This window comes from Pseudomonas sp. 18058, from assembly GCF_902706155.1.
Classification (GTDB): domain Bacteria; phylum Pseudomonadota; class Gammaproteobacteria; order Pseudomonadales; family Pseudomonadaceae; genus Aquipseudomonas; species Aquipseudomonas rustica.
On the sequence record NZ_CACSJY010000001.1, the window covers coordinates 173,398 to 199,942 of the forward strand.

30 protein-coding genes are annotated in these 26,545 nt (G+C 59.2%); 17 read left to right on the forward strand and 13 right to left on the reverse strand.

Annotated features, from left to right (window positions below; translation table 11 throughout):
• Positions 1-1,603: 1,603 nt before the first annotated feature.
• A complete protein-coding gene (locus tag GVL50_RS00720; protein ID WP_159811393.1) occupies positions 1,604-5,542 on the reverse strand; it encodes an autotransporter outer membrane beta-barrel domain-containing protein in 3,939 nt (1,312 codons plus the stop codon).
• Positions 5,543-5,814: 272 nt separating this feature from the next.
• On the opposite strand from GVL50_RS00720, the gene GVL50_RS00725 reads away from it, so the two are divergent.
• Both GVL50_RS00725 and GVL50_RS00730 read left to right on the forward strand, forming a co-directional pair.
• On the forward strand, positions 5,815-7,398 hold the full coding sequence (locus GVL50_RS00725; protein WP_159811394.1) for an EAL domain-containing protein: 1,584 nt from the start codon (positions 5,815-5,817) through the stop codon (positions 7,396-7,398).
• 74 nt (positions 7,399-7,472) lie between these two features.
• Positions 7,473-7,688: a PLD nuclease N-terminal domain-containing protein gene (locus GVL50_RS00730; protein ID WP_053119696.1), complete on the forward strand. Its 216-nt coding sequence runs from the start codon at positions 7,473-7,475 to the stop codon at positions 7,686-7,688.
• 42 nt (positions 7,689-7,730) lie between these two features.
• Here the strand turns inward: GVL50_RS00730 and GVL50_RS28700 are convergent, their stop codons facing one another.
• The gene (locus GVL50_RS28700; protein ID WP_172680105.1) at positions 7,731-7,880 is read right to left on the reverse strand and encodes a hypothetical protein; all 150 of its coding nucleotides are present in this window, start codon (positions 7,878-7,880) and stop codon (positions 7,731-7,733) included.
• A 123-nt stretch (positions 7,881-8,003) separates the two neighbouring features.
• Here GVL50_RS28700 and GVL50_RS00735 point away from each other — a divergent pair, with 123 nt between their 5' ends.
• On the forward strand, positions 8,004-9,053 hold the full coding sequence (locus GVL50_RS00735) for an FAD-binding oxidoreductase (protein WP_159811395.1): 1,050 nt from the start codon (positions 8,004-8,006) through the stop codon (positions 9,051-9,053).
• On the opposite strand, the gene GVL50_RS00740 is transcribed toward GVL50_RS00735, so the two are convergent.
• Positions 9,045-9,740: a tRNA (adenine(22)-N(1))-methyltransferase TrmK gene (locus GVL50_RS00740; RefSeq protein WP_159811396.1), complete on the reverse strand. Its 696-nt coding sequence runs from the start codon at positions 9,738-9,740 to the stop codon at positions 9,045-9,047. The two genes, GVL50_RS00735 and GVL50_RS00740, sit on opposite strands and share 9 nt — an antisense overlap.
• Positions 9,741-9,945: 205 nt before the next feature.
• Here GVL50_RS00740 and GVL50_RS00745 point away from each other — a divergent pair, with 205 nt between their 5' ends.
• Positions 9,946-10,461 carry an AAA family ATPase gene (locus GVL50_RS00745; protein WP_159811466.1) on the forward strand — a complete coding sequence of 172 codons (516 nt, stop codon included), beginning with the start codon at positions 9,946-9,948 and terminating at the stop codon, positions 10,459-10,461.
• Positions 10,462-10,578: 117 nt separating this feature from the next.
• On the opposite strand, the gene GVL50_RS00750 is transcribed toward GVL50_RS00745, so the two are convergent.
• Positions 10,579-11,061, reverse strand: coding sequence for an Lrp/AsnC family transcriptional regulator (locus GVL50_RS00750; RefSeq protein WP_159811397.1), 483 nt, complete (start codon positions 11,059-11,061; stop codon positions 10,579-10,581).
• Positions 11,062-11,193: 132 nt separating this feature from the next.
• On the opposite strand from GVL50_RS00750, the gene GVL50_RS00755 reads away from it, so the two are divergent.
• From GVL50_RS00755 to GVL50_RS00765, 3 genes are all read left to right on the forward strand, one after another.
• Positions 11,194-12,642, forward strand: coding sequence for an L-lactate permease (locus GVL50_RS00755; protein WP_159811398.1), 1,449 nt, complete (start codon positions 11,194-11,196; stop codon positions 12,640-12,642).
• Between the two features lie 51 nt (positions 12,643-12,693).
• Positions 12,694-13,116: a VOC family protein gene (locus GVL50_RS00760; RefSeq protein WP_159811399.1), complete on the forward strand. Its 423-nt coding sequence runs from the start codon at positions 12,694-12,696 to the stop codon at positions 13,114-13,116.
• 182 nt (positions 13,117-13,298) lie between these two features.
• Positions 13,299-13,586 (forward strand): barstar family protein, encoded by a 288-nt coding sequence (locus GVL50_RS00765; protein WP_159811467.1) that lies wholly within the window; start codon positions 13,299-13,301, stop codon positions 13,584-13,586.
• Between the two features lie 29 nt (positions 13,587-13,615).
• Here GVL50_RS00765 and GVL50_RS00770 read toward each other — a convergent pair whose 3' ends face one another.
• Positions 13,616-14,083, reverse strand: coding sequence for an anti-virulence regulator CigR family protein (locus GVL50_RS00770; protein WP_159811400.1), 468 nt, complete (start codon positions 14,081-14,083; stop codon positions 13,616-13,618).
• Positions 14,084-14,299: 216 nt separating this feature from the next.
• On the opposite strand from GVL50_RS00770, the gene GVL50_RS00775 reads away from it, so the two are divergent.
• The 3 genes from GVL50_RS00775 to GVL50_RS00785 all read left to right on the forward strand — a co-directional run bounded on the left by GVL50_RS00775 (position 14,300) and on the right by GVL50_RS00785 (position 15,793).
• On the forward strand, positions 14,300-15,208 hold the full coding sequence (locus GVL50_RS00775; RefSeq protein WP_159811401.1) for an alpha/beta fold hydrolase: 909 nt from the start codon (positions 14,300-14,302) through the stop codon (positions 15,206-15,208).
• Positions 15,209-15,277: 69 nt separating this feature from the next.
• On the forward strand, positions 15,278-15,601 hold the full coding sequence (locus GVL50_RS00780) for a gamma-glutamylcyclotransferase (protein WP_159811402.1): 324 nt from the start codon (positions 15,278-15,280) through the stop codon (positions 15,599-15,601).
• 33 nt (positions 15,602-15,634) lie between these two features.
• Positions 15,635-15,793 (forward strand): DUF2986 domain-containing protein, encoded by a 159-nt coding sequence (locus GVL50_RS00785; RefSeq protein ID WP_159811403.1) that lies wholly within the window; start codon positions 15,635-15,637, stop codon positions 15,791-15,793.
• A gap of 58 nt (positions 15,794-15,851) precedes the next feature.
• Here GVL50_RS00785 and GVL50_RS00790 read toward each other — a convergent pair whose 3' ends face one another.
• Positions 15,852-16,088, reverse strand: coding sequence for a hypothetical protein (locus tag GVL50_RS00790; protein ID WP_159811468.1), 237 nt, complete (start codon positions 16,086-16,088; stop codon positions 15,852-15,854).
• A gap of 135 nt (positions 16,089-16,223) precedes the next feature.
• The gene (locus GVL50_RS00795; RefSeq protein WP_159811404.1) at positions 16,224-16,682 is read right to left on the reverse strand and encodes an Lrp/AsnC family transcriptional regulator; all 459 of its coding nucleotides are present in this window, start codon (positions 16,680-16,682) and stop codon (positions 16,224-16,226) included.
• Positions 16,683-16,831: 149 nt separating this feature from the next.
• On the opposite strand from GVL50_RS00795, the gene GVL50_RS00800 reads away from it, so the two are divergent.
• Both GVL50_RS00800 and GVL50_RS00805 read left to right on the forward strand, forming a co-directional pair.
• Entirely contained in the window at positions 16,832-17,449 is a 618-nt protein-coding gene (locus GVL50_RS00800; RefSeq protein WP_159811405.1) for a LysE family translocator, read from the forward strand.
• A gap of 36 nt (positions 17,450-17,485) precedes the next feature.
• Positions 17,486-17,968 (forward strand): MaoC family dehydratase, encoded by a 483-nt coding sequence (locus GVL50_RS00805; protein ID WP_053119680.1) that lies wholly within the window; start codon positions 17,486-17,488, stop codon positions 17,966-17,968.
• Between the two features lie 6 nt (positions 17,969-17,974).
• Here GVL50_RS00805 and GVL50_RS00810 read toward each other — a convergent pair whose 3' ends face one another.
• The 3 genes from GVL50_RS00810 to GVL50_RS00820 form a co-directional block, all read right to left on the reverse strand.
• A complete protein-coding gene (locus GVL50_RS00810) occupies positions 17,975-19,072 on the reverse strand; it encodes a catalase family protein (protein WP_159811406.1) in 1,098 nt (365 codons plus the stop codon).
• Between the two features lie 75 nt (positions 19,073-19,147).
• Positions 19,148-20,287 carry a glutathione-independent formaldehyde dehydrogenase gene (locus GVL50_RS00815; RefSeq protein WP_159811407.1) on the reverse strand — a complete coding sequence of 380 codons (1,140 nt, stop codon included), beginning with the start codon at positions 20,285-20,287 and terminating at the stop codon, positions 19,148-19,150.
• 186 nt (positions 20,288-20,473) lie between these two features.
• On the reverse strand, positions 20,474-20,905 hold the full coding sequence (locus GVL50_RS00820; RefSeq protein ID WP_159811408.1) for a DNA methylase: 432 nt from the start codon (positions 20,903-20,905) through the stop codon (positions 20,474-20,476).
• 381 nt (positions 20,906-21,286) lie between these two features.
• Here GVL50_RS00820 and GVL50_RS00825 point away from each other — a divergent pair, with 381 nt between their 5' ends.
• Positions 21,287-21,544, forward strand: coding sequence for a hypothetical protein (locus GVL50_RS00825; protein WP_159811409.1), 258 nt, complete (start codon positions 21,287-21,289; stop codon positions 21,542-21,544).
• On the opposite strand, the gene GVL50_RS00830 is transcribed toward GVL50_RS00825, so the two are convergent.
• A complete protein-coding gene (locus GVL50_RS00830; RefSeq protein WP_053119674.1) occupies positions 21,535-21,780 on the reverse strand; it encodes a hypothetical protein in 246 nt (81 codons plus the stop codon). The two genes, GVL50_RS00825 and GVL50_RS00830, sit on opposite strands and share 10 nt — an antisense overlap.
• Positions 21,781-21,804: 24 nt before the next feature.
• Positions 21,805-22,506 carry a glycosyltransferase family 2 protein gene (locus tag GVL50_RS00835; RefSeq protein ID WP_159811410.1) on the reverse strand — a complete coding sequence of 234 codons (702 nt, stop codon included), beginning with the start codon at positions 22,504-22,506 and terminating at the stop codon, positions 21,805-21,807.
• A gap of 187 nt (positions 22,507-22,693) precedes the next feature.
• Between GVL50_RS00835 and GVL50_RS00840 the strand changes: the two genes are divergently transcribed.
• The 4 genes from GVL50_RS00840 (at position 22,694) to GVL50_RS00855 (ending at position 25,577) form a co-directional block, all read left to right on the forward strand.
• The gene (locus GVL50_RS00840; RefSeq protein ID WP_159811411.1) at positions 22,694-23,917 is read left to right on the forward strand and encodes a zinc-dependent alcohol dehydrogenase; all 1,224 of its coding nucleotides are present in this window, start codon (positions 22,694-22,696) and stop codon (positions 23,915-23,917) included.
• A gap of 181 nt (positions 23,918-24,098) precedes the next feature.
• A complete protein-coding gene (locus GVL50_RS00845) occupies positions 24,099-24,347 on the forward strand; it encodes a DUF6555 family protein (RefSeq protein ID WP_159811412.1) in 249 nt (82 codons plus the stop codon).
• Positions 24,348-24,380: 33 nt separating this feature from the next.
• Positions 24,381-24,773 (forward strand): GFA family protein, encoded by a 393-nt coding sequence (locus tag GVL50_RS00850; protein ID WP_159811413.1) that lies wholly within the window; start codon positions 24,381-24,383, stop codon positions 24,771-24,773.
• Between the two features lie 75 nt (positions 24,774-24,848).
• Entirely contained in the window at positions 24,849-25,577 is a 729-nt protein-coding gene (locus tag GVL50_RS00855) for an NAD(P)-dependent oxidoreductase (protein ID WP_159811414.1), read from the forward strand.
• Between the two features lie 6 nt (positions 25,578-25,583).
• Here the strand turns inward: GVL50_RS00855 and GVL50_RS00860 are convergent, their stop codons facing one another.
• Positions 25,584-26,513 (reverse strand): ZIP family metal transporter, encoded by a 930-nt coding sequence (locus GVL50_RS00860; protein WP_053120443.1) that lies wholly within the window; start codon positions 26,511-26,513, stop codon positions 25,584-25,586.
• Positions 26,514-26,545: the final 32 nt, after the last annotated feature.

Here is a 26,545-nt window from a genome sequence, read left to right on the forward strand (position 1 = left end):
CAGCTCCTACAGTTTTGTGGTGTAGCCGGATTTTGTGAACGACGTAGCACCCTGTGGGAGCCGGGCTTGCCCGCGATGACGGAGGCAGGTTCGGCATCTCTGTGGCAGGTACACCGCTTTCGCGAGCAAGCTCAGCTCCTACAGTTTTGTGGTGTAGCCTGATTTTGTAAACGACGCAGCACCCTGTGGGAGCCGGGCTTGCCCGCGATGACGGCGGCAGGTTCGACACCTCCGTGGCAGACACACCGCTTTCGCGAGCAAGCTCAGCTCCTACAGTTTTGTGGTGTAGGCGGATTTTGTGAACGACGCAGCCCGGTGTGGGAGCCGGGCTTGCCCGCGAACACGGAGGCAGGCTCAACACCTCCGTGGCAGACACACCGCTTTCGCGAGCAAGCTCAGCTCCTACAGTTATGTGGTGTAGGCGGATTTTGTGAACGACGCAGCCCGGTGTGCGAGCCGGGCTTGCCCGCGAACACGGAGGCAGGCTCAACACCTCCGTGGCAGACACACCGCTTTCGCGAGCAAGCTCAGCTCCTACAGTTATGTGGTGTAGGCGGATTTTGTGTACGACGCAGCCCCCTGTGGGAGCCGGGCTTGCCCGCGATGACGGCGGCAGGCTCGACACCTCCGTGGCAGACACACCGCTTTCGCGAGCAAGCTCGGCTCCTACAGTTTTGTGGTGTAGGCGGATTTTGTGTAGGACGCAGCAGCCTGTGGGAGCCGGGCTTGCCCGCGATAACGGCGGCAGGCTCGACACCTCCGTGGCAGACACACCGCTTTCGCGAGCAAGCTCGGCTCCTACAGTTTTGTGGTGTAGGCGGATTTTGTGTAGGACGCAGCAGCCTGTGGGAGCCGGGCTTGCCCGCGATAACGGCGGCAGGCTCGACACCTCCGTGGCAGACACACCGCTTTCGCGAGCAAGCTCGGCTCCTACAGTTTTGTGGTGTAGGCGGATTTTGTGTAGGACGCAGCAGCCTGTGGGAGCCGGGCTTGCCCGCGATAACGGCGGCAGGCTCGACACCTCCGTGGCAGACACACCGCTTTCGCGAGCAAGCTCGGCTCCTACAGTTTTGTGGTGTAGGCGGATTTTGTGTAGGACGCAGCAGCCTGTGGGAGCCGGGCTTGCCCGCGATGACGGCGGCAGGTTCGACACCTCCGTGGCAGACACACCGCTTTCGCGAGCAAGCTCGGCTCCTACAGTTTTGTGGTGTAGGCGGATTTTGTGTACGACGCAGCAGCCTGTGGGAGCCGGGCTTGCCCGCGAAGGCGGCGGCAGGTTCGACACCTCCGTGGCAGACACACCGCTTTCGCGAGCAAGCTCGGCTCCTACAGTTTTGTGAAGCAGCCCGACTTTGTGTACGACGCAGGATCCTGTGGGAGCCGGGCTTGCCCGCGAAGGCGGCGGCAGGTTCGGCATCTCTGTGGCAGGTACACCGCTTTCGCGAGCAAGCTCGGCTCCTACAGTTTTGAAGCAGCCCGACTTTGTGTACGACGCAGGATCCTGTGCGAGCCGGGCTTGCCCGCGAAGGCGATAGCACATTCAGCATCATTGTTGCAGGACGACCGCTTTCGCGAGCAAGCCCTCTCCCACAGTGGGTGCACCCTAAAAATTAATCTTGAACCCCAGCATCGCGTCGTACCCATGACTGTCGCCATCAAACCCTTGGCGATACCCCGCCGAAGCGGTAACCGTCGTACGCCGATTCGCCTGATAGTCCACCCCGACATTCACCTCGCCCCACGTGCCCTGAATATCCGACTCGAACGGGATGTAACCCGTCTCCGAGGAAAACTCGGTCTTCGGCTGCCCCTTGAATTCATGCCAGACACTCGGACGAATCCACGCATTGGTGCGTCGTGCGCTTTTGTCGACGCCTTCGGTGTCCCAATCCTTGGCGATGCGCACACCCGCGCGGCCAATCAATGAGTCGACGTCGCGGAAGCGGATTTTTGCGCCGGCGTCGTCGCTGCTATCGAGGTCGACGTAGCTGTAGATCGCCTGCAATTGCGGTTCGACGTACCAGTTTTTATCAAACTCGTACGGGTAGCCGTTCTCCAGCGAAGCGGTGTAGCCCCAGCCACGGGTTTTCAGTTTCGCCAGGTTGCTCGGTTTGGCTTCGACGTCGAAGCGATTGACCTGGAACACGCCATCCAGATACCAACCGGACGGGCCGAAGTGCGTCCAGTAGGCGCCCAAACCATAAGCACGCAAGGTGTCCTCCCCGGCATTACGACGGGTGTAATGGCTGACGCCCGCGTCGATGGTGCCGGCCGACAATGAGATGCCGGCCTGCTCATAACTGCCGTCGGTTCTGACTTTGCGATAGAGGTCAGTGCCGACCTGAAATGCTGTCAGGTCATAGTTATATTCCGGTGTGTTGCCCAGGGCGTTTTTGCGATCGCCATCCTGCTTGCCGCTGCGATAAATCACCCGGCCCCAGCCCATGGACGGTGTCGTCGTCGATTCATCTTCCTTGGGCAGTGGATCGCCGGCGTTCAGGCGTTCTTCGCCCACGCGCTCGTGCAGGGTGTCGACCATCGTCCGCCCGTAAACCAGCGCCAATGCGGGTACCGCGCCGTACAGAGACACTTCCGGACGATAGTTGGGCACGGGAGCAGGCGCAGGCGTTGGATCGGGGTCTGGCGTCGGGTCGGGATCGGGCGTTGGATCCGGGGCCGGCGGTGTCGGCGGCGGTACCGGCGGCGTGGGTGGCGTCGGAGGCGGTACTGGTGGCGTCGGTGGCGTCGGTGGCTCTGGCGGCCCATCCGGCACGGGCGCATCGGAACGCAGAAACCAGCTGTTGCGCGCACTGCCGTCGTCACCGCCCTGCTGCAGGCGGTATTCATACGGCCCGGCGACCACGCGGCTGGCCAGACGAAACGCATTGGCATCACCGGCCCCGGCGCTGTTGTTGAGCGCCTCGACCACCGCAATACCGTTGCCCTGAGTCACCGCACCCTGACCACCGACATTGCGCACCGCAAGCCCCGTGGCGCCGCCGCTGCCGGTAGCGATCGAGTCGACCACCAACATGTCAGAACGACTGTCGGCACCTCCCGCATTCAGCGTGGTATTGAGCAGCAAGCGACCGCCATTGGAGACAAACACCCCGCCACCGTTAGTGCCCGCAGCAGAAGCGCCGCTGATCACCAGGACGTTGCCAACCGTGTTGGTCCCGCCCGGAAGATCGAGGGTGCCGCTGTTGGTGAAGCGATTAACGTCGAGCAACTGCCCCTGCACCGCACCGCCCGCAGTCGGCGTGTTGAACGTCTGCCCAAACGGCAGATACGCACCACTGCTACTGAAATTGACGATACCGCTCGCCGGTTGCTCTGCCAGACGGATCACGCCGCTGTTGTCGATACTGTTGGCACCCGAAGTACCGAGGTTGCTGGTCGCCACACCCCACGTGTCCCGCGTGCCGCTGCCGGTTGAATCGGTAAAATTGCGCAGCGTCCAGGTGCCGCTGTTGGCCACCGTGCTCGCCACACTCACAGCGTTCACCGAGCCGGTCATCTGCCCAATGTTGTCGAGGGTAAACGTCGTGCCGGGCGTGGTCGCATCACCACGCACAGCGACATCGCTGAGCGCACCGATGACCCCGGTGTTGTTCAGCGATTGCGTTGCACCACCCAAGGCGATACCGCTGCTGTCGGCCCAGCCCCCCTGAATCGTTGCGCTGTTGCTGACGTTGGCAACGCCGCCCTCCGTCAACGCGGCGATACCCGATGAATTCGTCCCTCGCGAGGTGATCGCTCCGCTATTCGTGACCGAAACATTCGCCGCACCCGACGCTTCAGCCAGAATCCCCTGACTGTTGCTGGCGCCCTGCGTTTGAATCGAGCCGGTGTTGACGATGGTTTGCGTACCATCGCCGGACAAGGTGCGAATGCCACGCTGCTGATCACCGCGAGCGATCAGTTGCCCGCTATTGCTGATATTCACCGTGCCCGCGCCCGTGCCGCCGTTGAACGCGCTACCGGCAAGAATCGCCGCGCCAGCCCCGTTGACGTCAATCAGCGTGCCGGTGAACACCGCGCTGACATTTCCGCCCAGCGTCAGCGCCTGCAATCCAAAGGAGCCAATGCCACTGCCGTCACCCGTCCCCGCGTCGGAGTGCGTGATGATCGTGCCGCTGGCGCTGATGTCGACCGTGCCCGTTGGCGCTTGCGTGGAAGCGTAAATACCGTTGGCATTGCTGTTGAAGGTTTCGATTCGATCGCCAGAATAGTTGACCCGGACGTTGCCTCCCGTGGAATCCACCCGAATGCCGCCCGCGCCAAAACCACTGGCGGTGATGTTGCCGGAATAATCGATCAACACATTATTCTGTTCGGCGCTGACGATGATGCCGTAAGCGCGATTGGTGCTCTGCGCGCCGAGCACGGTGAGATCGCCACTGCCCGTGACGGTGACATCGCCGGTACCGCGCTTGATGATATAGATCGCCCGCGCACCGACATTACTGGCGATGTTGCCGACGTTGATCGGCGCATTGTTTTCGATACTGATCGAACCCAGCCCACCAGTATTGTCGTTGGCGTAAATCCCGTGGCCACCGCCGCCAGTGGTAGTGATGGCGCCGTTGTTGACGACATTGATACTGCCAACGGTCGAAATCGCACGAATGCCGAACCCGTTGAGGCCGTCGGTATTGATCGTGCCACTGTTGCTCAGAAGCGTATTGCCAGCGCCGCCTTCAGTGAAGATGCCGAAGGCGTTCATGCCCAGTCCCTGAACACTGGCCGCATTCACCACGGTGGTGTTGCCATTGATCGCGCGCGTATGCACCCCGGCGTGATTGCCGACGCCAGCGGTCGGCAAGGTGTCGTCGATGATCGGCAGACCGGCCGACAGCGCATCGTCGTTGTTCACCAGAATGTTCACCCCGGCACCGACGTTGACGTTGTTGTCGCCGCTGCCCGTGGCCTTCGTCCAGATTCCGTTACCGCCCAGCAGGGTGATCTGCCCATTGCCCTGGTGGCTGACATTGATCGCCCCGCCGCCGCTGCCGTTGACGTCGATGCCGTCATGCTCGTTGCCGACGACCGTGTTGAGGATGTTCAGGGTAGTGCCGGACGTCACCGTGACCGTCGAAGAACCCGCGCCGGCATTGGTGATCGCCAGCGCATCGAGGCCGCTGCCGCCGATGTTGACGGTGTTGGTGCCGCCGTCGACGGTCAGCGTCGCGTTGCCGGTCGTGCCGATGACATTGGAAAACACTGCGTTGGCGGCGGTCGGTGGTGTGCTGTTGACGGTCGTGCCGCTGAGGCTGAGCGCCGAGTTGCTGTTGTTGCCACGAACGAGCACCGAGGCGCCGGCCGTGGTGGTGATGCTCGTGCCCGCTTGCGTGCTGATCGTGGCGTCGATACCGGCAGCCGGCGTGCAGGTTTGCGAGACGTTATAGGCGCCAGCAGCCAGCGGCCCACAGGCGGCGTAAGCATCGGTTAGGGTCAGGGCATTGGCCATGGCAATCAGCAAGGCACTGCGAAGAAAGTTCGGGGCATGCCCGCTGAATGGATGCACACAAGCGCTTTGCATGAAAACCTCCTTGTCCAGCGTTTTCCCCCGTGGCAGGCGACTGACGGCACCACCGGAGTCTTGCGTGGTAAATACAGCTTTAAACCTTAGTAGCTATTTCGAAAGATGGCGGAAAACCCGTGGCCTGCGCAGTGTTTCTGCACGGCTTTATCCATTCAGCTGACTTTTTGATCCACAGCAATATTTGCCCGCCAGCGCCGCCGTAATCTGTCTTTGCTGGAAGACAGCCGTGCTGTGCGCACGTCACAGGCCTTGGGCCAAGGTGGCGACAAATGAATAAAAAACGCATCGTCTGGGGGAGCATTCTCCTGGGGTTTCCGTGTGTCTTGGTTCCCGTATTGTTGATGGGTTATCTGGCCTGGGTGCTCAATCTGCACGCCGCGCAACAGCGTCTGGAAACCCTCGCAGCCGTCGCCTCCAGTCGGGCCAGCGGCACCTTCAACGAAGCCGCCAGCGCCCTCAAAACCATCGCCGGCTCAAGCCTGGCGCCCTGCACACCCGAGAGCATCGATGAGATGCGCCTGCTGACCATCAACACCTTTTCAGTGAAGTCGGTCGGTTATGTCGAGCAGGAGATTTATGCCTGCGGTTCCTGGGGCCCGGTCGGACACCACGCAACGCCATGGCCGGAGGACTTCACCACCACCGACGGCGTGCGCGTGTCGCTCGGTGTGCAGTCACGCATCGTCCCGGCCAAGCCGATGATGGCGCTGCAATACGCGGCGTTCAATGTGCTGGTCGACCCCGCACAATTCCTCCATGTGATGCTCGAAGAGGATATGCACCTGACGGTCGGCACCGCAGCGGGCCAGTTGGTCAGCGCCTCGCGACCGGGAGCGGAGCATTTTCTCAGCCGCGTGCACTCGGGTTCGCATTCGGCTCTGGACGGAGGTTACCTCTACACCCTCGTGCACAGCGGTGACTGGGTGGCGATTGCCGCGATCTCCCGGCATGAGTTGATGCAGGGGCTGGTTCGCCGGGAAATGCGGCTGTTGCCCATCGGCGGTTTGCTCGCCGGCCTGTTGGTGTTGCTGATCGTGCGCCGCACACGCCAACGCTTGTCGCCGCTGGCCGAGCTGAAACTGGCGGTGCGCAATCGCGAATTCGTCGTTCACTATCAACCGATTGTCAGCCTCAGCGATGGCGCCTGTGTCGGTGCCGAAGCCTTGGTGCGCTGGCAGCATCCCGACGGTTCGATGGTCTGCCCCGACGCGTTCATCCCGCTGGCCGAACGCAGTGGCCTGATTCTGCCAATCACCGATCAAGTCATCGATTCGGTGATGCGCGACATCGGCCCCTTGCTGGTCAAGGAGCGCGGTCTGCACGTGGCGATCAACCTCGCCGCCAGGGACGTCAGCAGCGGGCGCTTCCTGCCCGGCCTGGAGGCTGCATTGCACAAGGCCGGTGTGCAGCAGAATCAGATCTGGCTGGAGGCCACCGAACGCGGTTTCCTCGACATCGACGCCGCCCGCGCCACGGTCAATCACGCCCGCGAACTGGGTTATCTGGCCGCGATCGATGACTTCGGCACCGGATTCTCCAGCCTGCAACACCTGCAACGGCTACCGCTGGACGTGCTGAAAATCGACAAGTCGTTCGTCGACAACATTGAACAGGATGCAGCGACCGGATCGGTCACCGGCCACATCATTGAGATGGCCAAGAGTCTGCAATTGAAGATCGTCGCCGAAGGCATCGAAACCGAGGCACAACGGGATTACTTGCGCGCCAATGGTGTGCATTTCGGTCAGGGCTGGCTGTTTGGCAAAGCGATGCCGGTCGAGGATTTTTTGCGCTTTCAACACGCGCGGGCAAACGTGGTCAGCGACCAAGCTGCGCTGGAGTCGACCGTGTGATCAGGCATTCCTCAAAATAAATGAACCCAACGCACCTAAGGCCACCTAACGCATAGACCATCAGGAGGTAGCCAATGCATATCGAAACCGTGTGGATCGTACTGGCGGCAGTTCTTCTGCTTATCGAGCTTTGGGCCATCAATCGGGTGCGCAAAAGCGAGGGGAAATCGAGTACCAAGGGCGTGTGGATCGTACTGATCGTGTTTGTGCCGTTGTTCGGTTTGATTGCCTGGGCGTTGGCGGGGCCCAAGCACATCACCCATGGCGCGACCTCTAATTCCAGCCGCTAAACCGATAGAGGGTGAGGGAGATTGCTCCCTCACCCATCGGGTTCATTTACTGTCTTCAGGCTTGTCCTGCTGTATTTGCAGAGACGCTTTGCTCTTGTCGCCTTCCTTGTTGGGAGCATCGTTGGAACCCTCGTAACAACCTTGCAGCAGCATCACGCTGCAGATTCCCAGACACGCGCAGATTTTCTTCATGATCGTCTCCTGAACAATGGATTTGCCATCGCCGCGAATTGGCGAGCGATGCGTTGCCTCTGTGGGTGGACGCTACAATCACCTATCAGTTCGAACTTTTTCGTTGATTGCAGGGACGTTGAAATGGGAAATGGAGCAGGCAAACGCATTGTGGTGATTGGCGCGGGCATTGTGGGTGCGTCCGTGGCTTATCACTTGGCGGGCAAAGGCGCAAAAGTCATCGTGATAGAGGCTGGGGAAATTGCCAGCGGCGTGACTGGACATTCGTTCGCGTGGCTCAACACGACACATTCCGGGCCTGATCCCATCGCGCCGTTACGCAGCGCCGCCATCGCCGAATATCATCGGCTCGAAGCCGAGTTGCCCGACCTGAACGTGCAGTGGACTGGCGCTCTGACGTACGGCGCGGGCATCCCGTGTTCGGCATCGCGGCTGAATCGGGATGATATCCGACGTCTTGAACCCAAACTGAAAAATCCACCAGAGCAGGCGAGCTATCGAGCCGAAGAAGGCGCAGTTGATGCTGTGCAAGTGACTCACGCGCTGCTCTCCGGCGCCAAGACTCACGGGGCGACAGTGCTGACTCACACCCGAGTGCTTGGCTTTATTTCCCGCGATTCAACCGTTACCGGCCTTAAAACCGAAACAGGCACAGTCGATGCTGATGTAGTGGTGCTGGCCGCCGGCACAGCGATCCCGGGGTTGGCGGCGATGCTCAACGTTACGTTGCCGGTGGACGCATCACCCGCCATTTTCATTCGCTACAAGACTCAGCCCAGCCTTGTGAACGGCGTCATCTCCAACTCCGCGATGGAAGTTCGGCAGCGCGTCAACGGCACGTTGCTGGCGGCGGAAGATTATTTGGGAGAAGCCTTCGGAAACCAGCCAGCGCAGATTGCGTTGCGCACAGCCAAAGGCATTCAAAGCGAGTTGGACGGGGTTATTTCTATTGAGCCGGACGGCGTTTTCGTCGGCCTTCGACCCATGCCTGTCGATGGCGTCCCCATCGTTGGATTCTTGCCGAATATCAACGGCGTCTATGTTTGCGCGATGCATCCGGGGGTGACACTCGCCGCCATCGTCGGCCGACTAGCGAGTGAAGAGATCAGCGAGGGCCGCGTATCGGCGGCACTTGAGGCGTGCCGTCCCGATCGGTTCTGCCGTTCAAGCTAACAGTTCAGCGATCCAGCGCACCTGCCGAGCGGTGTCCTGCACTTTCGCCTCGGGCACTGCATCGCGGGCGTGGGCGAACTGGGCCAGTGTTTTCTGTTTGTACTTCAACTTGCGCTGCCATTTGCTCAGAAATGCCGCGCTGCGGGCGCGCATTTGCAGTGGGCCGAAATACAGTTCTTCGTCGGTGTAAGCCACTGGCCCAGCACGTTCGGCGACGATGATTTCGTAGTAGAAACGGTTTTCGTGCAGCAGTTCTTCACAGAGGATGGTGTAGCCGTTGTCCATCAACCACTGACGCAGCGGCTGCTCGCCGCCGTTGGGTTGCAGGATCAAACGCTCTTCACCGCTGAGATGGGTTTTACCGCTGTCGAGGATGTCGCGAATCGTCTCGCCGCCCATGCCGCAAATCGTCAGCGCAGTGATCGCGTCGCCCGGTTTGATCGCCGCCAGACCGTTGGCATGGCGCACGGTGATGTGTTGCTCAAGATCGTTTTCGCGCACGGTGCGTTCAGCGGCGCGAAACGGCGTCAACGCGACCTCGCCCGCCACCGCCGAGCTGATCGCGCCACGACGCATCAACGCCACCGGCAAATAGCCGTGATCGGAGCCGATATCGGCCAGGCGTGCACCCGCCGGCACGTGCGTAGCCACGCGTTCCAGGCGTTGGGACAAGGTGTTGTGGTTCAACAAAAGACTCCTTCGAGCGACGGCTTTTGGCGGTGTGCGACCCTTCGCGAAGGTGTGGCGGCCAGTCAAACGGCGGAGTTTGCCCAACGGCTGCGGACATCTCAAGCGCAGCGCCGATCAGGCTGACCAAGTGACGCCTTTTGCTGCGCCTTCGATCAAGGATTGCTTTAGACTTGCGCGCTTTTTTTCAGCAAGGGATTTGCACATGCAGCGCGTTGTGATTTTGGGTAATTCGGGCAGCGGTAAATCCACCCTCGCCCGCGAGATTGGTCATCGACTGTCGCTGCCGGTGGTTCATTTGGACACACTGTTCTGGGAGCCCGGCTGGATCGAACCGGACAATGAAATTTTCCGCGAGCGAGTACGTCAGTCTGTCGCCGGCGATGCGTGGGTGTGCGAGGGCAATTATTCGCGGCGCACGTTTGATTTGCGATTGCCTCGCGCCGACCTGGTGGTTTGGCTCGATACGCCTCGCGTTGTCTGCATCAAGCGAGTGATTCTGCGCAGCGCGCTGAACAAGCCTCGGGCGGATCTGCCGGCGGGTTGTACGGAACGGCTGGACAAGGCGTTTTTGGAGTTTTTGAAATTTGTCTGGAATTACGACCGGGTGAATCGGCCGAGCATCGAGGCGAATCGGCTGGCGATTGCGCCGCAGGTGCCGGTGGTTCGGCTTTGCGGGGCGCGGCAAATTTCGCGGTTTTTGGATGGATTGGGGAGTTGAGGGGGCTTTTGCGGTGGCCCGACTACCCCCTTCGCGAGCAGGCTCACTCCTACAGTTTGAAATGCGTTCCCCTGTAGGAGTGAGCCTGCTCGCGATAGCTTTTTCAGCCGCGCCGCATCAACCCGCCGGCACCTCAAGCCCGACCTTCACCCGATCCAGCGCCACAATGGTTTTGAACCACGTTACGTTGGTGTTCTCGGCAAACAATCGCCGCGCCAGCGCCTGATATTCCTGCATGCTGGCGACCGTCAGTACCAGCACAAAATCCACCTCGCCGGTGACGTAATAGCACTGCTGAACCTCGGGCACCCGGAAGTGCGCCTTCATTGCCTCCAGCGCTTCGATGCTGGTTCGCTCGGCCATCACTTCAACAATGATGGTGATCGGGCGACCCACCGCATTCGGGTCGACAACCGCAACATTGCCGGTAATCACGCCCGCCTCTTCCATCCGCTTGATGCGGCGCTGAACCGCCGCCGTGGACAGATTGACCTGCTCGGCCATCAGGCGCAGCGGCATCGCGTTGTCGCGCTGGACAAGCGCGAGGATGGCGCGATCGAATTTATCCAGCGATTCGGGTACAGCGGGCATTTTGGCCATGATTCATCCGTGAGAAATTTTCTCGAAAACTAGCAGAAAACTGCGCACCTTTATCCAGTCGCGCGAAATATTATCTTGCTCGCAGTCGGCATTCGCCGGCTGATCAAGAACTTGCACAGGGAAATGTTGGCCATGGACGCACTGTTTCATCTCTCCCCTGTTTTGCTGGTGACCGCCATGTTGGTCGTGCTGCGCCGGCCTCCGGTTCAGGCCGCTGTCGCCGGCACGCTGCTGGTGATGGTGCTCTGGATTGCAGGCGCAGCTGATGCCTGGCAATCGAGCAGCCTGCTGGCCGCCGCTCAAGACACCGCCGTGTTGTTCGCCAGCACTGCATTCGTGATTGTGCCGGGGCTGGCGTTTGTGATGGTGATCGAGCGGCTCGGCGTCAATTTAGCCGTCAGCCAATGGGTGCGTTCGCTGGGACTGGGGCGCGGCGATCAAGTGGTGTTTATCGTGCTCGGGCTGGCGCCGTTGCTGGAGGCGATGACCGGTTTCGGTGTGTCGCTGATTGCGACGGTGCCGCTGCTGTTAAGTCTATTCGAACGCCGGGTTGCCTTGCGCATTGCGCTTACCGGGATGGCGATCATGCCGTGGGGCACATTGGGCCTGGCCTCGGTGATTGGCGCTTCGCTGGCGCAACTGGATGCCGCCATGCTGGCGCAAACGTCGGCGCTGACCAGTGCGCTGGTTTTCCTCGGATTGGCAGCGTTGGCGTTGTATCTGGCGGGTGCGCGGCAATGGCAGGAATGGCGGGCGCTGGGCGCGTTTTGGTTGATCTTCATCAGCGTGTTGTATGGCACCAGTCGCTGGCTGGGGCCGGAAGTCGCCGGTGTTGCCGCAGGTCTGGTGACGGCGACCGCTGCACTGGCCGCCGGCCTATGGCGACGGTCTCGCAACATGAGCGAACACGATGAATTGCATTGGCCACGTCAGGCTTGGCCGTATCTGTTGTTGATCGTCAGCATCGTCGCGTTGAAAGTGTTGTGGGCAATCACTGATTGGCAAAATCACTGGGTGGTGCAAGGTGCTCAGGTCAGTTGGAAACCGTTGGCCTCCCCCGGTGTGGCGTTGATTCTGGTGTTGATCGGGTTAGGCTTTCACACGCGAAAAAACGTTACCGACAGCGGCATGCTGAGCGGATTGGCTGCCCGAGCAAAACGGCCGTTGCTGACGATTTTCTTCTTTCTGGCGATGTCGCAGATGATGGTCAAAGCGGGTTTTCTCGCGGGCCTGATGCAATTGCTCTCAGGTCTATCGCCCAGCGCCGCGACCTCGCTGGTTGCATTATTGGGTGCGCTATCAGGCTACATGACCGGGTCGAACGTCGGCGGCAACGCGATCTTCATGCCCGCCATCGCGATGCTGCCCGAGTCTTCGCGTCTGTTGTTGGCAGCGGTACAAAACAGCGCGGCCGGGCATGCGGCATTGGGCTCGCTGTCGATCGTCATGTTGATTCTCGGGTTGGCCAAAACCCAGGCCAAAGAAGAGAGTGAACTGGTCAGGTTTGGCTTTGCGCTGGTGTGTCTGAATACCGCGCTGGTCGCTTTGGCTGCCGGGGTGTTGAGTGTGTGGATTGGATAGCGATTCGAGATAGACTCGCGACAAAATATCCAACGAAACGGAATTCACCTCATGTTCAAACGCAACACGCTCGTCCCGGAATTGATGGTCACCGACCTGCCGGACAGCCTGAATTTCTGGGTGTCCTGCCTGGGGTTCACCATCGCCTACCAGCGCCCGGAACACGGCTTTGCTTATCTGGATCTCAATGGCGCCCAAGTCATGCTGGAGCAAGTCGATCCGCAGCCGGGTCAATGGCTGACCGCGCCGTTGAGCAAGCCGTTTGGCAGAGGTATCAACTTGCAGATTGATGTTGTCGCCGTCACCCCCGTCATCGAGAAACTGGGTCATGCCGGATTTGCCCTGTACCGCGAGTGCAAGGACACGTGGTACCGGGCGGCGGAAGTCGAGGTGGGTCAGCGCGAGTTTATTGTTCAGGATCCGGACGGGTATCTGGTGAGGCTGGTGGAGCGGTTGGGTGAGCGGGCAGTTTGAACGCAGATACCTCAATCAACGCTGATCCCTTGTAGGAGCCGAGCTTGCTCGCGAAGGCGGGGTAACTGTCGAAAGAAATGTTGAATGCGCCGGCCTCTTCGCGAGCAAGCTCGGCTCCCACAGGATAGGTGATAAACAATGCTGTCCCGTTCACTTCCGCGATCCGAGTTCACGTGCTGATGATGCCTAGAGTACAGACTGTAACCATTGATTTGAGTGAAGTGACGTGTTCCGCCGAACTTCACGCGTTGCTGCGCGAAAGCCTGGGTTTCCCTGATTGGTACGGCTGTAACTGGGATGCTTTCTGGGACGCGATCACTGGGCTGGTTGAAATGCCGCTCAAGCTGCAGATTTCAGGATGGCAGGCGTTCTCCAGCCACTTGCCTAGGGATGCGCGGCTGATGCAAAAATGCCTTGATCAAATGACGGCCGAGTTCCCGGAGCAAGCCGCCACTGTCGTGTTTGACTAAAGTACGGCCTGTCCCCCCATCTCCCCTCGCTAATCAAAAGCCCCGTTGAGGACTTCGTAGATGAGACCCGTCGCCAACGCTATGAGGATCAGATCCGTGCCCGCCTGCTGCCATTCATAGCCGTCGTAATGCGGCAGATGGCCGACGAGTCGTCCATCCAGTTTCTTCGCGATCCCCGGTGGCAGGGGCTTGCCGCGTGCGAGGTTTTTCTGGATCCCGGGCGGCAACGACGGCCCCGGGCTCCAGTAATCGCGATAGCCACCGACAATGCCGAGCACGTTGCCGCGGTCGATGCTTGGGCCATTGCCCCAGTCGCCACCGGACTTCTTGCCCTTGTTGCCGTGCCCGTCCTGTCCACCCTGGTTCTGCACGTTTTGCGAGTTACCTTTACCGTTGCCCTGGCCCTTTCCGTTACCGGGATCGGCCAGCGCGGCGGTAGAACCGACAATCAGCGCGACGCATGAAAGCATTGCAATCGTTGAGCGTAATCTGAACATGAGAGGTTCCTACATGGTTGCGTGCTCCTGTGAATTCCGGACGCTGCACGTTCAGCTTAGATGATTGAACGGACACAAGTTCAGGAGGCGACTGCACAGCGATTTGACGTCCCTGACCCAGCTTCTGGCTGTCGATTAAAAACCCTCCTGCCCCCATGGATCCGTCTACGCTCATTCCATTCCCCCAACAGCGCCCCCGCATCCGGAGCCACCGACATGATCCGTCCCTTGCTGACCGCCCTCACCCTCCTCGCGCTGAGCCTCCCAGCCCACGCTGACATCACGCCATTCCCCGCAGGCTTCAAGACGCAGGACATCAAGGTCGAAGGCGCGACGATGCACGTTCGGGTCGGCGGCAAAGGCCCGGCGGTGGTGTTGCTGCATGGTTTTGGCGATACCGGCGACATGTGGGCGCCGCTGGCGACGGATCTGGCGCGCGATCACACGGTGGTGGTGCCGGATCTGCGTGGCATGGGGTTGTCGTCGATCCCCGAGGGCGGTTATGACAAGAAGACACAGGCCGGCGACATTCGCGCGGTGTTGAGCGCGTTGAAAATCGAACACTCGGTGGTCATCGGCCATGACATCGGCACGATGGTCGCGTTTGCCTACGCCGCACGCTATCCGCAGCTCACCGACCGTTTGGTGGTGATGGACGCGCCTGTTCCAGGCATTACGCCGTGGAACGACATCGTGCGCTCGCCGATGCTTTGGCACTTCGATTTTGGTGGTAAGGACATGGAGCGCTTGGTGGCTGGCCGCGAGCGCATCTACCTCGACCGCTTCTGGAACGAATTCGCCGGCACCCCGGCCAAGGTCGATGAACAAACCCGTCAGCACTACGCCAAACTCTATGCGCGCCCGGGTGCCATGCACGCCGCTTTCGCGCAATTTCGCAGCATTCGTCAGGATGCCCTCGACAACGAGCCGGTGTTGCAAAAACACTTGAGCATGCCGGTACTGGCGGTGGGCGGCGAGAAATCCTTTGGCAACAACGAGGCGATCGTCATGCGCAATGCCGCTGACAACGTCACGGAAGTGGTGATTCCTGCGGCAGGTCATTGGCTGATGGAAGAGGCACCGGTGCCGACGATTAAAGCCGTTCGGGACTTTATATCGCTGTGACCCCAGTTGTTGATTGCCTGGACTCGATCCATAGGTCAGGATTCACCCCTTTTCCAGCGGAGAGCAAACGTGGAGCGTCTATTCGTTTATGGAACCCTGGGCCCGGGGCGACCGAATGAGCATGTCATGCTGAAGATCGGCGGCGTCTGGGAAACTGCCACGCTCAAAGGCCGTTTGGCCGAAGCCGGTTGGGGCGCGGAATTGGGTTATCCCGGCCTGATCATTGCCGACGATGGCGACGACATTGCCGGCTATGTGTTCTCCTCCGAGAATTTTCCCGAACACTGGGCTGCGCTCGACGAATTCGAAGGTTCTGAATACCAACGCCTGCTGACGCAGGTGACGCTGGCAGACGGCTCAACCATCGACGCTTACGTTTACGCTCTTCGCTAGTTGCTATTGCGCCTTTAAAACCGAGTAAAACCGATGAACCGTCAAAAGAAACTCAAGCAGTTGTTCAAGGAAAAGGCCAAAAAGGCCAGCGCCAAACTGGCGCCAAAAAAGCCGAAATACATCAGCAAGGCTGATCGCCTGAAGCTGGACGCCGAGGCCGCTGCAACCCCAAGCGAAACCGCCGAAAGCTGATCCCCGCGTTTCAGGACCGATCGCAGTGTTGCAACGCACACTGCAATCGGCGCCGCCCTCATCGCGTTTGATTGACCACGCGAATCTGCGTCAACCCTACCCGCTCGGCCTGCTCCAGAATTTCTTCCGGAGTGGCGTCTGCCGTGGGCATCAGCAAGCCGTTTTCGGCATCGCCCAAATGCAACTCCAATAGATGCATGGCCGCTTCATGCTCGGCCAGATGGGTGTCTTTGAGTTCGAAGGTGTGGCTACGCGGCTCGCCGTTAAACAGGTATTCCAAGGTATAGGTGTGCATGCGGATATCCGTCAGTGGTTGAATGGACAACTTAATATCCTGACGAGCCGGTCAGCTTTTAGTTCAACCAAATCACAATACAGCCCCCTGTGGCGAGGGGATTTATCCCCGTTGGGGTGCGCAGCGCCCCCTTTTTCAAACTCCCAACGGCAACGGCCGATCCTGCACCACCCGCTTCATCACCAACGTCGATGTCAGCCGCTGCACATTGGGCAACGTCGACAGGCTCTCGTCGTACAAACGCTGAAACGCCGGCAGATCCTCAGTGATGACGTGCAGCAAATAATCAGGCTCACCAAACAGCCGTTGCGCATCCACCACGTGTGGAATCTCCACCAGCGCCGTCTCAAACGCTTCGACAGCTTGACGATTGCCCTCGCGCAGGGTGACGAACACCATCGCGGAGAAGTTGAAGCCCAGCGCAGCTGGATCGAGTTGCGCGCGATAACCCAGCAACACCCCAGACTCCTCCAACGCCCGCACGCGGCGATGACACGGTGAAAGGCTCAACCCGACGCGATCCGCCAGTTCAGTCACCGACAACCGACCATCCTTTTGCAGCTCAGCAAGAATATTGCGATCAATTCTGTCCATTCAGTAAAACCTTCCAATTTGCGACGCCACAACGATCATCTTTGAAAGAAGATTCTAGCCCGTTTTCATTATTCTTCCTTGGCACAAAACACTGTTCAGGAAGCAACGATGATCAAAACCACCTCCAATCAACGACCCTGGGTGACGCCATGACTTTGAGCATGTTCGCCGCGTTCTGGGCGGTGTCGATTCTGTTTGTCATCACGCCGGGGGCCGATTGGGCGTACGCGATCTCCGCAGGCTTGAGGCATCGCGTCGTTCTGCCTGCCGTGGCGGGGCTGTTGTCCGGGCATTTGCTCGCAACCGTCATTGTCGCGGCGGGTGTCGGCACACTGGTCGCCAATCATCCTTTGGCCTTGTCGGTGCTGACGGTGGCCGGCGCCGGTTATCTGCTGTGGTTAGGCGCTAATCTGCTAGCCCGCCCGCCCACGCCGCACGCTGATGCAAGCCAGAGCACTGATTTGTGGGCGCGCTGGGCCTTCAAGGGCTTTTGTGTCAGCGGGTTGAATCCGAAAGTGTTCTTGCTGTTTCTCGCGCTGCTGCCGCAATTCACCAGCACCGCCGCAGCTTGGCCAGTGCCTGCGCAGATGATCGCGCTCGGGCTGGTGCACACCGTCAGTTGCGGAGTGATTTATCTGCTGGTGGGTTTCGGCTCGCAAGTCGTGCTTCAGGCCCGTCCGGCCGCCGCACGCGTGGTCAGTCGCTTGTCCGGGGCGATCATGATCGTGATCGCGCTGGTGCTGCTGATTGAACAACTGCGTGCCTGACCTATCCTTCGAGCCAATGCCTATTCAAGGAAGCCTATGAAAACGCCGAGAGAACGTGCCGCCGAGGGCCTGAAGGTCGGAGACAGTTTCAGCGTTGTCCGCTGTTTCTCCTACGACGATATCCAGCAATTTGCGCAGATCTCGCGGGATTACAACCCGGTGCACTGCGACGCTGAATACGCGCAATTACGCCGGTTCAAGGCGCCCGTCGCCCACGGCCTGCTGACGGCCAGCCTGATGACCGAGATTGGCGGGCAGATTGGCTGGCTGGCCAGTGGCATGAGTTTCGAATTCAAGCGCCCGGTGTACGCCGAAGAACAGATCACCTGCCAGTGGTTGATCACCGACATTGCTGAGCGCGGGCACGCGAGAGCCGAGGTCAGCGTCGTCAATGGCGAAGGCGTCACTGTACTGCTGGCGACAACCACCGGTGTGTTGCCCGGCGCGCCGGAGCGGGAATGCCTGAAGCGCATGTTGGCAGAAGGTGATCCAAGCAACCGCTCGCGCCAGACCCGATGATCGAGCTCAACGAGGTTCCTGCATCGGACAACCATTGTGCTCCGCGCGAAACCCGGCCGACATTTCATAGGCCGGTTTACGTACCCGCATGACTCCGCCCAACGGCCGATGCGCAGCCAAACCATGCCACGGGCTGAACGACATACGGTCGTCAATTGCTTCGACGTTGTCGCTGGCCCAGGCGTCCTGCGCATCGACTTCGATTCGCGCGACGGTGAGGTAAGGGCTGAGTTTCTCCGGCCACTCGACCGAGGCGTCTTCGATCGGCATTTTCTCAAGGTCTGTGGCCAGTTGTACGCGCACCTCCCACACCCCCGAGTTCTGCGCGAAATACGCTTTGACCGCTGCGCGCAGGCCATTGGGGTTGTCGGCAAAGTCGACGTGCTGATGAGTCAACGCCGTCAGTGAGGGAGAAATCGGCACGACTGCAATTTTTGCGTAGTACGCGCCATACAGTAATGGCGCGACCGTGCTGAAACTCTCGCCGAGAATGTGCGTTTGCGGGTGGCCGCCGAGACTCTTCAGCGTGCCACTTTCACCGCCCGCGGATTCAATCGCCGCCTCAACACCGCGCAGTAATGCAGAAAACGCTTTCTTCAGCCCGGGCGCTTTATCGGTCGTCTTCGCCAGCAACTTCAGTGATTTAAGAAATGCTTTGGGCGTGGCCGACGTAAAGGCTTTGGCGTTGATCATCACAAAATCCTGCGTCACCGCCCCATCGCTGCCCGGCAGCCGTGGGCCGTCCACGCCAATGATCTTCAGTGCCAACCCGCGCGGGGTCGACACCTTGTCATCAAGAATGTCGCCCGGATTGGTTGAGAAACGCAAAACCACCGGCAACGTTCCCGGCGTCGCAAAAGCGCCTTGGGCGAATTCGGCCGGAAGATTATCGAGCACCGTGATCCGCCCGCGCAGCACGCCATGGGCCTTGGCGTGAACGCTGCGCGTGGCGTGTCCATTGTCCTTGAACGTAGTTTCCATGATGGCATGCAGCGCTTTGTTCAGTTCCTCGCTGGTCTGTGCCTCGTCGTCGGGGATCTGCTCGAAAGCAGGCTCGAATGGCAACGGCCTGGCGGCGATGCTCACTACTGGAAGGTCATTCATGGAAGGTCTCTCCGCTCGATCGAATAGCGAAAAACGCCGGCCGTGATACAGCCGGCGAAGGCAACGCGTGGAGCGTCAAGCCGCCGGTTTGAGCACCACTTTTGTCCAGCCGTTATCACGCGCATCGAAGTGCTTGTAGGCGTCTGGGCCCTCGGCGAGTGTCAGGCGATGCGAGATGATTTGCGCCGGGTTGGCGCGGCCGTGATGAATCAGCTCGGCGAGGCGACGGTTGTAGTGTTTGACGTTGGCCTGACCGGTACGGATCTGCTGGCCCTTGAACCAGAACGAGCCGAAGTCGAAAGCCATCTTGCCTTGCTTGGCCAGCTCGTTTTCGGCCCTCGGATCCTGTGGGACAAACACGCCAACGACGCCAATGCCACCCGTAGCTTTGGTGGAGGCAACCAGATTGTTCATGGTCAGGTGATTGGCTTCATGGCCGTGGCGATCACAGCACTGATAACCTACGCACTCGCAACCACGGTCAGTGCCTTTGCCATGGGTCAGATTGAGAATCTGATCGACCGCTTCTTTCTCTAAGGAATTGATCGGGGTAGCGCCCAATTGTGCGGCCAGTTTCAAACGGTCGGGATGGTTGTCGACAACGAAAACCTGCGACGCGCCCTTGATCATTGCCGAGTGCGCCGCCATCAATCCGACCGGGCCTGCGCCATAAATTGCGATGCTCTCGCCCGGCAGCAGCCCCGCCAGCTCAGTCGCATGCCAGCCTGTCGGGAAGATGTCAGAGAGCATGACGTAGTCATCCTCGCGCTCCTCGGCATCTTCGGGCAGCACAAGACAATTGAAGTCGGCATACGGCACACGCAGCAGCTCCGCCTGGCCGCCTTGATAAGGGCCCATGTCGGCGAAACCATAAGCGGCGCCCGCGCTACCGGGATTGGCGGTCAGGCAAAAACCGGTAAGGCCTTTTTCGCAGTTCTCGCAGAACCCGCAACCGATGTTGAACGGCAGGCAAACCCGGTCGCCAACTTTCACACGATCGACGCCCGCGCCCACTTCGATCACTTCACCGAGATTCTCGTGACCAAACACCCGCCCGGTCTCCATCGATGTACGCCCTTCGTACATGTGCAAGTCCGAGCCGCAGATATTGGTCGTGGTGATTCGAACCAGCACATCGGTAGGCTTTTCGATTTTGGCATCCGCGACATTCTGCACGCTGACATCACGCGGGCCGTTGTAAACGATTGCTTTCATGGTGTTCTCCCGTTAGCCAGACGATGGAAAAATTCGCCTGCTCAGATTTATCTGTCAGGAGAACAAGAACGTATGTTCAATCGATAGAGGCGCAAGAACGACGAACGGCCAACTGCGATACTGCACGTCGAAAACAATGAATTATCCGCGGACGATGCTTTCTATTTGCGGGCTCCCCTGCCCCGTTCAAAAAAGCACAGCGGCGGCTTCGCGCATGAAAATCTCGACGGTCTTGGGCCCGATCCCTTCGAATTCACCCAGACGTTTTTCGAAGGCCTGACGATCGTTGCTCGCCGCCACGATATTGCCGATCTTGCCGTCGTATTCGGCATTGAGCTTGTGAGCCAGTGCGAGCAATCGCGATGCCGTGGTTTCGTCGTATCGCACGTAGTGGGCCTGGCCAAGCATCACAACCAATTGGCGATGAGTGCAGTGTGCGAGTTTCTGCGGCGTATCCCGCTGGTGCTGCTCAACGATGACCTGATAGGCCTTTGCAGCAATGGCTCCCTGAATTCTCTTACCCATCAAAAAACTGGCGAGCAGCCATTTGAACAAGGCCGTTTCGTCACCGCCCTGCAGGTCGATGTTCAAGTCGTGTGCGCTGATTGCGTTGTTCAAGTTTCAGGCCCTTTGCGGCATGTCCCAGTCAAGTAGGTAGACCCGATACGACTGCGAACGATCCCGTGGCGAGAATCGCTACTGGAACCCTTATTCATATAGGACACCTAAGGGTTAAATACTGAAATGTGAGCAAGCACAAAATGCATATGTCCGAGACCGTTCAAGTCATGGAAGCGCTATCTGCCAACGAAGCGAACCTTAAGCTTCATGAAGGCTGGTCACTGATATCTGTGGTCGTCACTACCCACCCTAATGGCCAGCTTCACCCTTGCTACATACTCGGCAAATCGAAGACCTCATCCAGTCATCAGAAGCCCGATTGATTTGGCGTAATAACTTGATGGCGATGCATTCGCCGAACTGTGCCGGGAGGGGATTTTGGCTTATCTGGATTGGGTGCAATGGCCAGCGATGGTTGTGACCGTTCTCGCCGCATGGCTGATTGGATCGCAGCGACCGGCAAGGCGAATGTTCGGCTTTATCTGCTTTAGCCTGAGCAACGTATTGTGGGTGATTTGGGGCGCCTATGCCGGGGCGTACGCGTTGATCATCCTGCAGATTTGTCTGTTTCTGATGAATCTGCGTGGGCTGAGGAAAAACGCGAGGGGCAAGGAAACCGAACCCCCTCAAGACTGACGGTGGCCATCAAAATTCTTCTTGAAGCCTCGGGCATTCATCCCCAAAAGAATGCACTCAAGGAGGATCAGCGCGTAGGCGTCGGCGTGCAGCCCCCAAATCACCCAGAGCGCATTGCTGAGGATGAATCCCCAGAAAGCGATCATTCGCCGGTAGGCTCGTTGCGATCCGATAAACCAGGCAGAGGCTACCGTAATGACCATGGCCGGCCACTGCATCCAATCGATGTACTGCAATTTCCGCTCCCGCCTACATTCGCGTCAAAGAGAAACACCGGTACTGACTTGTTGATCAAGCACAGGCACGGCCAGTGACGTACTTAAATTGGCCAGGTACTCACCAAATCCGCCGCGACACTTGTAATCCTTGCGAGCGCTGGTGACCACCGGGTTCGTCGCCGTCCAGACGATATGAGCACCAATCCGCGTGAGATCACCCACCAGATGGACGTCTTCGTGGGCAGTGAGATGCTGGAACCCACCCGCGTTTCGGTAGGCCTCGGCACTCAAACCGAGATTGGCACCGTGGATGTGCCGATGGTTTTCGATGAACTGATAATGCTCCAGGTACTTTGAGCGAACCGACTCACCGTGCTCGTTCCAGCTGTCCACCTCGACGGTGCCACAGACGGCATCGGCTTTGAATTCAATCTGCCGTGCCAGCCAATCGGCGGGCACGGCGGTGTCGGCATCGGTGAAGGCAAGCCATTTCGCGCCAGCGGCCAGCAAGTGCTCTGCGCCGGTGGCTCGCGCCTTTCCCACGTTCTGGAATGACGCCACGATCGTGCTCACGCCCAGCGCTGAAACGATCCGCCCGGTGTGGTCAGTGCAATCGTCGAGGACGACCACTACCGAGACCGACTGGCCCGCCAATGCAGGATGTTGCGCCGCGAACAGAACCGACTCAAGACAGGCCCTGACATGGTGCTCTTCATTATGTGCAGGGATCACGACACCGATCATTAACGCTACCTCCGACTATCAGAGTTACAGGCTCCTGCAGTCGACCGGTGGCTAAGCCATTAGGTTTAAAAAATCGCACAAGTGGCCGCGTCGGCGACCGCCAGTCATTTGTGTCCCTGAATCTATGAACTTACGTTCGCCGTTCCTCCTCTCCCACTTACCATCCAGTTGAAGCGGGTAAGACGTCATGAGAGCTCTCACTTATCACGGCGCGCACAGCGTCAAGGTCGACACGGTTCCTGATCCGGTTATCGAGCAAAGCGACGACATCATCCTGCGCGTGACCGCCACAGCGATCTGCGGCTCTGACCTGCATCTGTATCGGGGGAAAATACCGACCGTCGAGCACGGCGACATTTTCGGCCATGAGTTCATGGGCATCGTCGAAGAGACAGGATCAGCGGTGACTGCCGTGCAGCCGGGCGACCGCGTGGTAATTCCTTTTGTGATTGCCTGTGGCAGCTGCTTTTTCTGTCAGATGGATTTGTTCGCCGCCTGCGAAACCACCAACACCGGCCGTGGCGCGATCCTCAATAAAAAGGCCATTCCTTCCGGAGCGGCGCTGTTTGGTTACAGCCACATGTACGGTGGCGTGCCCGGCGGCCAGGCAGAATACGTGCGCGTCCCCAAAGCCAACACCGGGCCGTTCAAGGTGCCGGGCACCCTGTCGGACGAGAAGGTTTTGTTCCTTTCCGACATCTTGCCCACCGCTTGGCAGGCGGTCACCAATGCAGACATCGGGCCGGGTTCGAGCCTGGCGATCTATGGCGCCGGCCCGGTGGGTCTGTTGAGCGCGGCGTGTGCGCGGATGCTCGGCGCCGAGCAGATTTTCATGGTCGATCACCACCCCTATCGCCTCGCCTATGCGCAGAAAACCTATGGCGTGATCCCGATCAATTTTGATGAGGACGATGACCCCGCCGACACCATCATCCGCCAGACCAAGGGCATGCGTGGCGTTGACGGCGCCGTGGATGCGGTGGGTTTTGAAGCGAAAGGCAGCACCACCGAAACCGTCCTCGCCACCCTCAAACTCGAAGGCAGCAGCGGCAAAGCCTTGCGCCAGTGCATCGCCGCCGTTCGACGCGGCGGCATTGTCAGTGTCCCGGGCGTTTACTCAGGGTTCATCCATGGCTTTCTGTTCGGCGACGCGTTCGACAAAGGCCTGACCTTCAAAATGGGCCAGACCCACGTTCATCGTTTCCTCCCGGAACTGCTCGGGCACATCGAAACCGGCCGGCTCTCCCCCGATGTGATCATCAGCCATCGCATGTCGCTCGAACAGGCTGCCGAGGGCTACAGGATTTTCGATAAACGTGAGGAGGATTGCCGCAAGGTCATTCTGACGCCAGGCGACAGCCACATTGCCTTGCCCGAGCTCGATGACGGCGTTCCGGTTCTGGCTACGTAAGCTTCATTCGGCTAAAAAAGGAGCAGAGGATTCAGAGTTTTTGCGAGTCCTCTGGTTCCTTTTTTTAAGCAGTTTGCGTTGATTTCGCGGCGCTGGTATCCGCGTCGTTCGCATCGTAAAAATTCTTGGAATTTTTTTCTCTCGACACCACTCATTGGCGTATGAGCGTAAGGAGTAACTCATGAGCCAGACAGACATTTTCGTCATTGAATACAAACTTCACGGGCAGCCGAAGTCTTTCGTCATACGCGCGAAAACCATGCGCAATGCCGATGCCTGGCATTGGGCGAGTTGTGATGCCGGCATCGCGCCGATTCCGAAACCGGGCAAGCCGCCATTGAAAGTCGTATCCAAGCCTCAGGCCGAGCGATTCGGCGTCACGGAGGTGAAGTGGCGTGAAACGGCGACCGTGGACTGGACAGAGGCTTGAGCTTTATGCGGCAGACCAGAGAGGTGGACTGCGATGCTTAAACAAATCGGCAACACACACATCCGCGTCGATCACCGCGCCAGCTGCCACTGTGGCGCGGTGATTCTTGAGCTGCATCTGCCTGACGGTCTCCCGGCCCCGCACCGTTGCGATTGTTCGTTTTGCAAACGCAAAGGCGCGGTCGTGGCGGCGGTTCCGGCGGTGGACTTAAAGGTGATCCGGGGCGAATCGGCGCTCCGGACCTACCAGTTCGGCAAGCACGTAGCCGAGCATTTTTTCTGTGGCAACTGCGGGATCTACACGCACCATCGACGCAGCACCAACCCGCAAGAGTTCGGCTTCAATGTCGGCTGCCTCGAAGGGGTCAACCCTTACGACCTGGACGATGTGCCTGTTGCCGAGGGTGGGGTTTGGCAAACATCTTGATTGGAAGCGAAGAAGGATGGTACTCATCGGTCGGTCGAGAACCAGAATGGAATCTCACCCTGAGGACATACGGACATGAGCGCACAAAAAATATTAGTCACGGGTGCTGCCGGCAAGATCGGCAGCGCCTTCTACAAAGCGTATGGCGATGAACTGGTTCTGCGCTTAGCCGATATAGACGTATCAAAACTTGCCGATTCCAGCGAACGTTTCGCCCTCGACATCACCGATTTATCCCGTTGCCATGAAGCCTGCGAAGGCATCGACACCGTCATTCACCTGGCGGCCGATCCGAATCCGGACGCGGATTTCATGACCTCCGTCCTGCCGGTGAATATCGTCGGCACCTACAACATGCTGCTCGCCGCGAAGACGCAAGGCTGCAAGCGCTTCATCTTCGCCAGCAGCGCTCAGGCCATCGAAGGCTACCCCAAGGATGTACAAGTCCACGAAAGCATGGCGCCCCGGCCCGGCAATCTTTACGGGGTCGGCAAAGCGTTCGGCGAAGCACTGGCATCGCTGCAGGCCAACGACGGTGCGATGACCACCGTCGCCGTGCGCATTGCCAACGTAAACGAGTTTCACCCGGGTGAAGCGCACAGCCACAGGGACGTTGCGGCGTTTATCAGTGTGCGGGATGTCGTCGCGTTGCTGCGCGATTGCGTGGATGCCGAGCTGAACGGATTCCACGTTGTCCATGGCGTTTCGGACAATCGATACAAGCGCCTTTCGATTGATGAAACGCGAAAAGTCGTCGGCTATGCGCCGCTGGATGATGCCTTCAAGATTCTTGAGGGCAAATAACGCGCGCTAACCCAATGCCGTATCGAGAAACATCATCACTCCAAAACCGAGCATCAATCCAAGGGTCGCGGGCGTCTCGTGACCATTGCGATGGGTCTCCGGAATGACCTCATGGGACACCACAAAAATCATTGCGCCAGCTGCCAGACCGAGAGCGATCGGATACCCCAACGCGAAGCTGCTGGAAACGCCCAAACCGACGATGGCGCCGATCGGCTCCATCAGTCCTGAAGCGACGGCAATCAGCGCCGCTCGCAATGCCGAAAGCCCCGTTACACGCAGTGCCAGCGCAACCGCCAGCCCCTCGGGAATATCCTGAATAGCAATGGCGGTTGTCAGCGGCAAACCCACCTGCATGTCGCCGTTGGCGAAACTCACACCAATCGCCATGCCTTCCGGCAGGTTGTGCAGAGTGATTGCCAATACAAACAGCCAGACTCGATTGATGCGCTTCGCTTCAGGCCCGCGCCGGCCGCTTTTTTCGTGTTCGTGCGGCACGAAGCGATCCAGTCCCACCATCAGCGCCACGCCCAGCGCCAACCCGGCCACCACCACACAAGCCGCCAGCAACTGATTGCCGCACAAGGCCTGTGCCGCTTCGATGCCCGGCAGAATCAGCGAAAAAGAACTGGCGGCAAGCATCATGCCGGCCGCGAACCCAAGCATAATGTCTTGCGTACGCGCAGCAATGTCGCGCAACGCTATCGCCACCACCGCCCCTAATGCGGTGGCGCCAAATCCGGACAGTCCGCCCAGAAAAGCAAAATAAAGATTCGCCTTGTTGGCGCCGACAAATGCGCCATAACCGCTGACCATCAACAGAACAGCCACACACGCCAGCGCTAGCCAGAAGGCGCGACCTCCCCAACCAGCGTTTGTGAGATGGCTAAACCAGTTTCGAGAAGACGTTTCAGAAGGCGTTGCAGGTTCGGACATCATTCCCACCATTCAATGTGTTTTCACTGATC

Bases quoted from the DNA above. Each gene is read 5' to 3' on its own strand.
- GVL50_RS00850 (WP_159811413.1), top strand. From the start codon at position 24,381: ATGCTTAAACAAATCGGCAACACACACATCCGCGTCGATCACCGCGCC.
- GVL50_RS28700 (WP_172680105.1), bottom strand. From the start codon at position 7,880: ATGAAGAAAATCTGCGCGTGTCTGGGAATCTGCAGCGTGATGCTGCTG.
- GVL50_RS00775 (WP_159811401.1), top strand. From the start codon at position 14,300: ATGATCCGTCCCTTGCTGACCGCCCTCACCCTCCTCGCGCTGAGCCTC.
- GVL50_RS00815 (WP_159811407.1), bottom strand. From the start codon at position 20,287: ATGAAAGCAATCGTTTACAACGGCCCGCGTGATGTCAGCGTGCAGAAT.
- GVL50_RS00790 (WP_159811468.1), bottom strand. From the start codon at position 16,088: ATGCACACCTATACCTTGGAATACCTGTTTAACGGCGAGCCGCGTAGC.
- GVL50_RS00750 (WP_159811397.1), bottom strand. From the start codon at position 11,061: ATGGCCAAAATGCCCGCTGTACCCGAATCGCTGGATAAATTCGATCGC.
- GVL50_RS00795 (WP_159811404.1), bottom strand. From the start codon at position 16,682: ATGGACAGAATTGATCGCAATATTCTTGCTGAGCTGCAAAAGGATGGT.
- GVL50_RS00800 (WP_159811405.1), top strand. From the start codon at position 16,832: ATGACTTTGAGCATGTTCGCCGCGTTCTGGGCGGTGTCGATTCTGTTT.
- GVL50_RS00785 (WP_159811403.1), top strand. From the start codon at position 15,635: ATGAACCGTCAAAAGAAACTCAAGCAGTTGTTCAAGGAAAAGGCCAAA.
- GVL50_RS00760 (WP_159811399.1), top strand. From the start codon at position 12,694: ATGTTCAAACGCAACACGCTCGTCCCGGAATTGATGGTCACCGACCTG.
- GVL50_RS00810 (WP_159811406.1), bottom strand. From the start codon at position 19,072: ATGAATGACCTTCCAGTAGTGAGCATCGCCGCCAGGCCGTTGCCATTC.
- GVL50_RS00730 (WP_053119696.1), top strand. From the start codon at position 7,473: ATGCATATCGAAACCGTGTGGATCGTACTGGCGGCAGTTCTTCTGCTT.
- GVL50_RS00745 (WP_159811466.1), top strand. From the start codon at position 9,946: ATGCAGCGCGTTGTGATTTTGGGTAATTCGGGCAGCGGTAAATCCACC.
- GVL50_RS00835 (WP_159811410.1), bottom strand. From the start codon at position 22,506: ATGATCGGTGTCGTGATCCCTGCACATAATGAAGAGCACCATGTCAGG.
- GVL50_RS00860 (WP_053120443.1), bottom strand. From the start codon at position 26,513: ATGTCCGAACCTGCAACGCCTTCTGAAACGTCTTCTCGAAACTGGTTT.
- GVL50_RS00770 (WP_159811400.1), bottom strand. From the start codon at position 14,083: ATGTTCAGATTACGCTCAACGATTGCAATGCTTTCATGCGTCGCGCTG.
- GVL50_RS00725 (WP_159811394.1), top strand. From the start codon at position 5,815: ATGAATAAAAAACGCATCGTCTGGGGGAGCATTCTCCTGGGGTTTCCG.
- GVL50_RS00720 (WP_159811393.1), bottom strand. From the start codon at position 5,542: ATGCAAAGCGCTTGTGTGCATCCATTCAGCGGGCATGCCCCGAACTTT.
- GVL50_RS00805 (WP_053119680.1), top strand. From the start codon at position 17,486: ATGAAAACGCCGAGAGAACGTGCCGCCGAGGGCCTGAAGGTCGGAGAC.
- GVL50_RS00755 (WP_159811398.1), top strand. From the start codon at position 11,194: ATGGACGCACTGTTTCATCTCTCCCCTGTTTTGCTGGTGACCGCCATG.
- GVL50_RS00735 (WP_159811395.1), top strand. From the start codon at position 8,004: ATGGGAAATGGAGCAGGCAAACGCATTGTGGTGATTGGCGCGGGCATT.
- GVL50_RS00765 (WP_159811467.1), top strand. From the start codon at position 13,299: ATGCCTAGAGTACAGACTGTAACCATTGATTTGAGTGAAGTGACGTGT.
- GVL50_RS00855 (WP_159811414.1), top strand. From the start codon at position 24,849: ATGAGCGCACAAAAAATATTAGTCACGGGTGCTGCCGGCAAGATCGGC.
- GVL50_RS00840 (WP_159811411.1), top strand. From the start codon at position 22,694: ATGAGAGCTCTCACTTATCACGGCGCGCACAGCGTCAAGGTCGACACG.
- GVL50_RS00845 (WP_159811412.1), top strand. From the start codon at position 24,099: ATGAGCCAGACAGACATTTTCGTCATTGAATACAAACTTCACGGGCAG.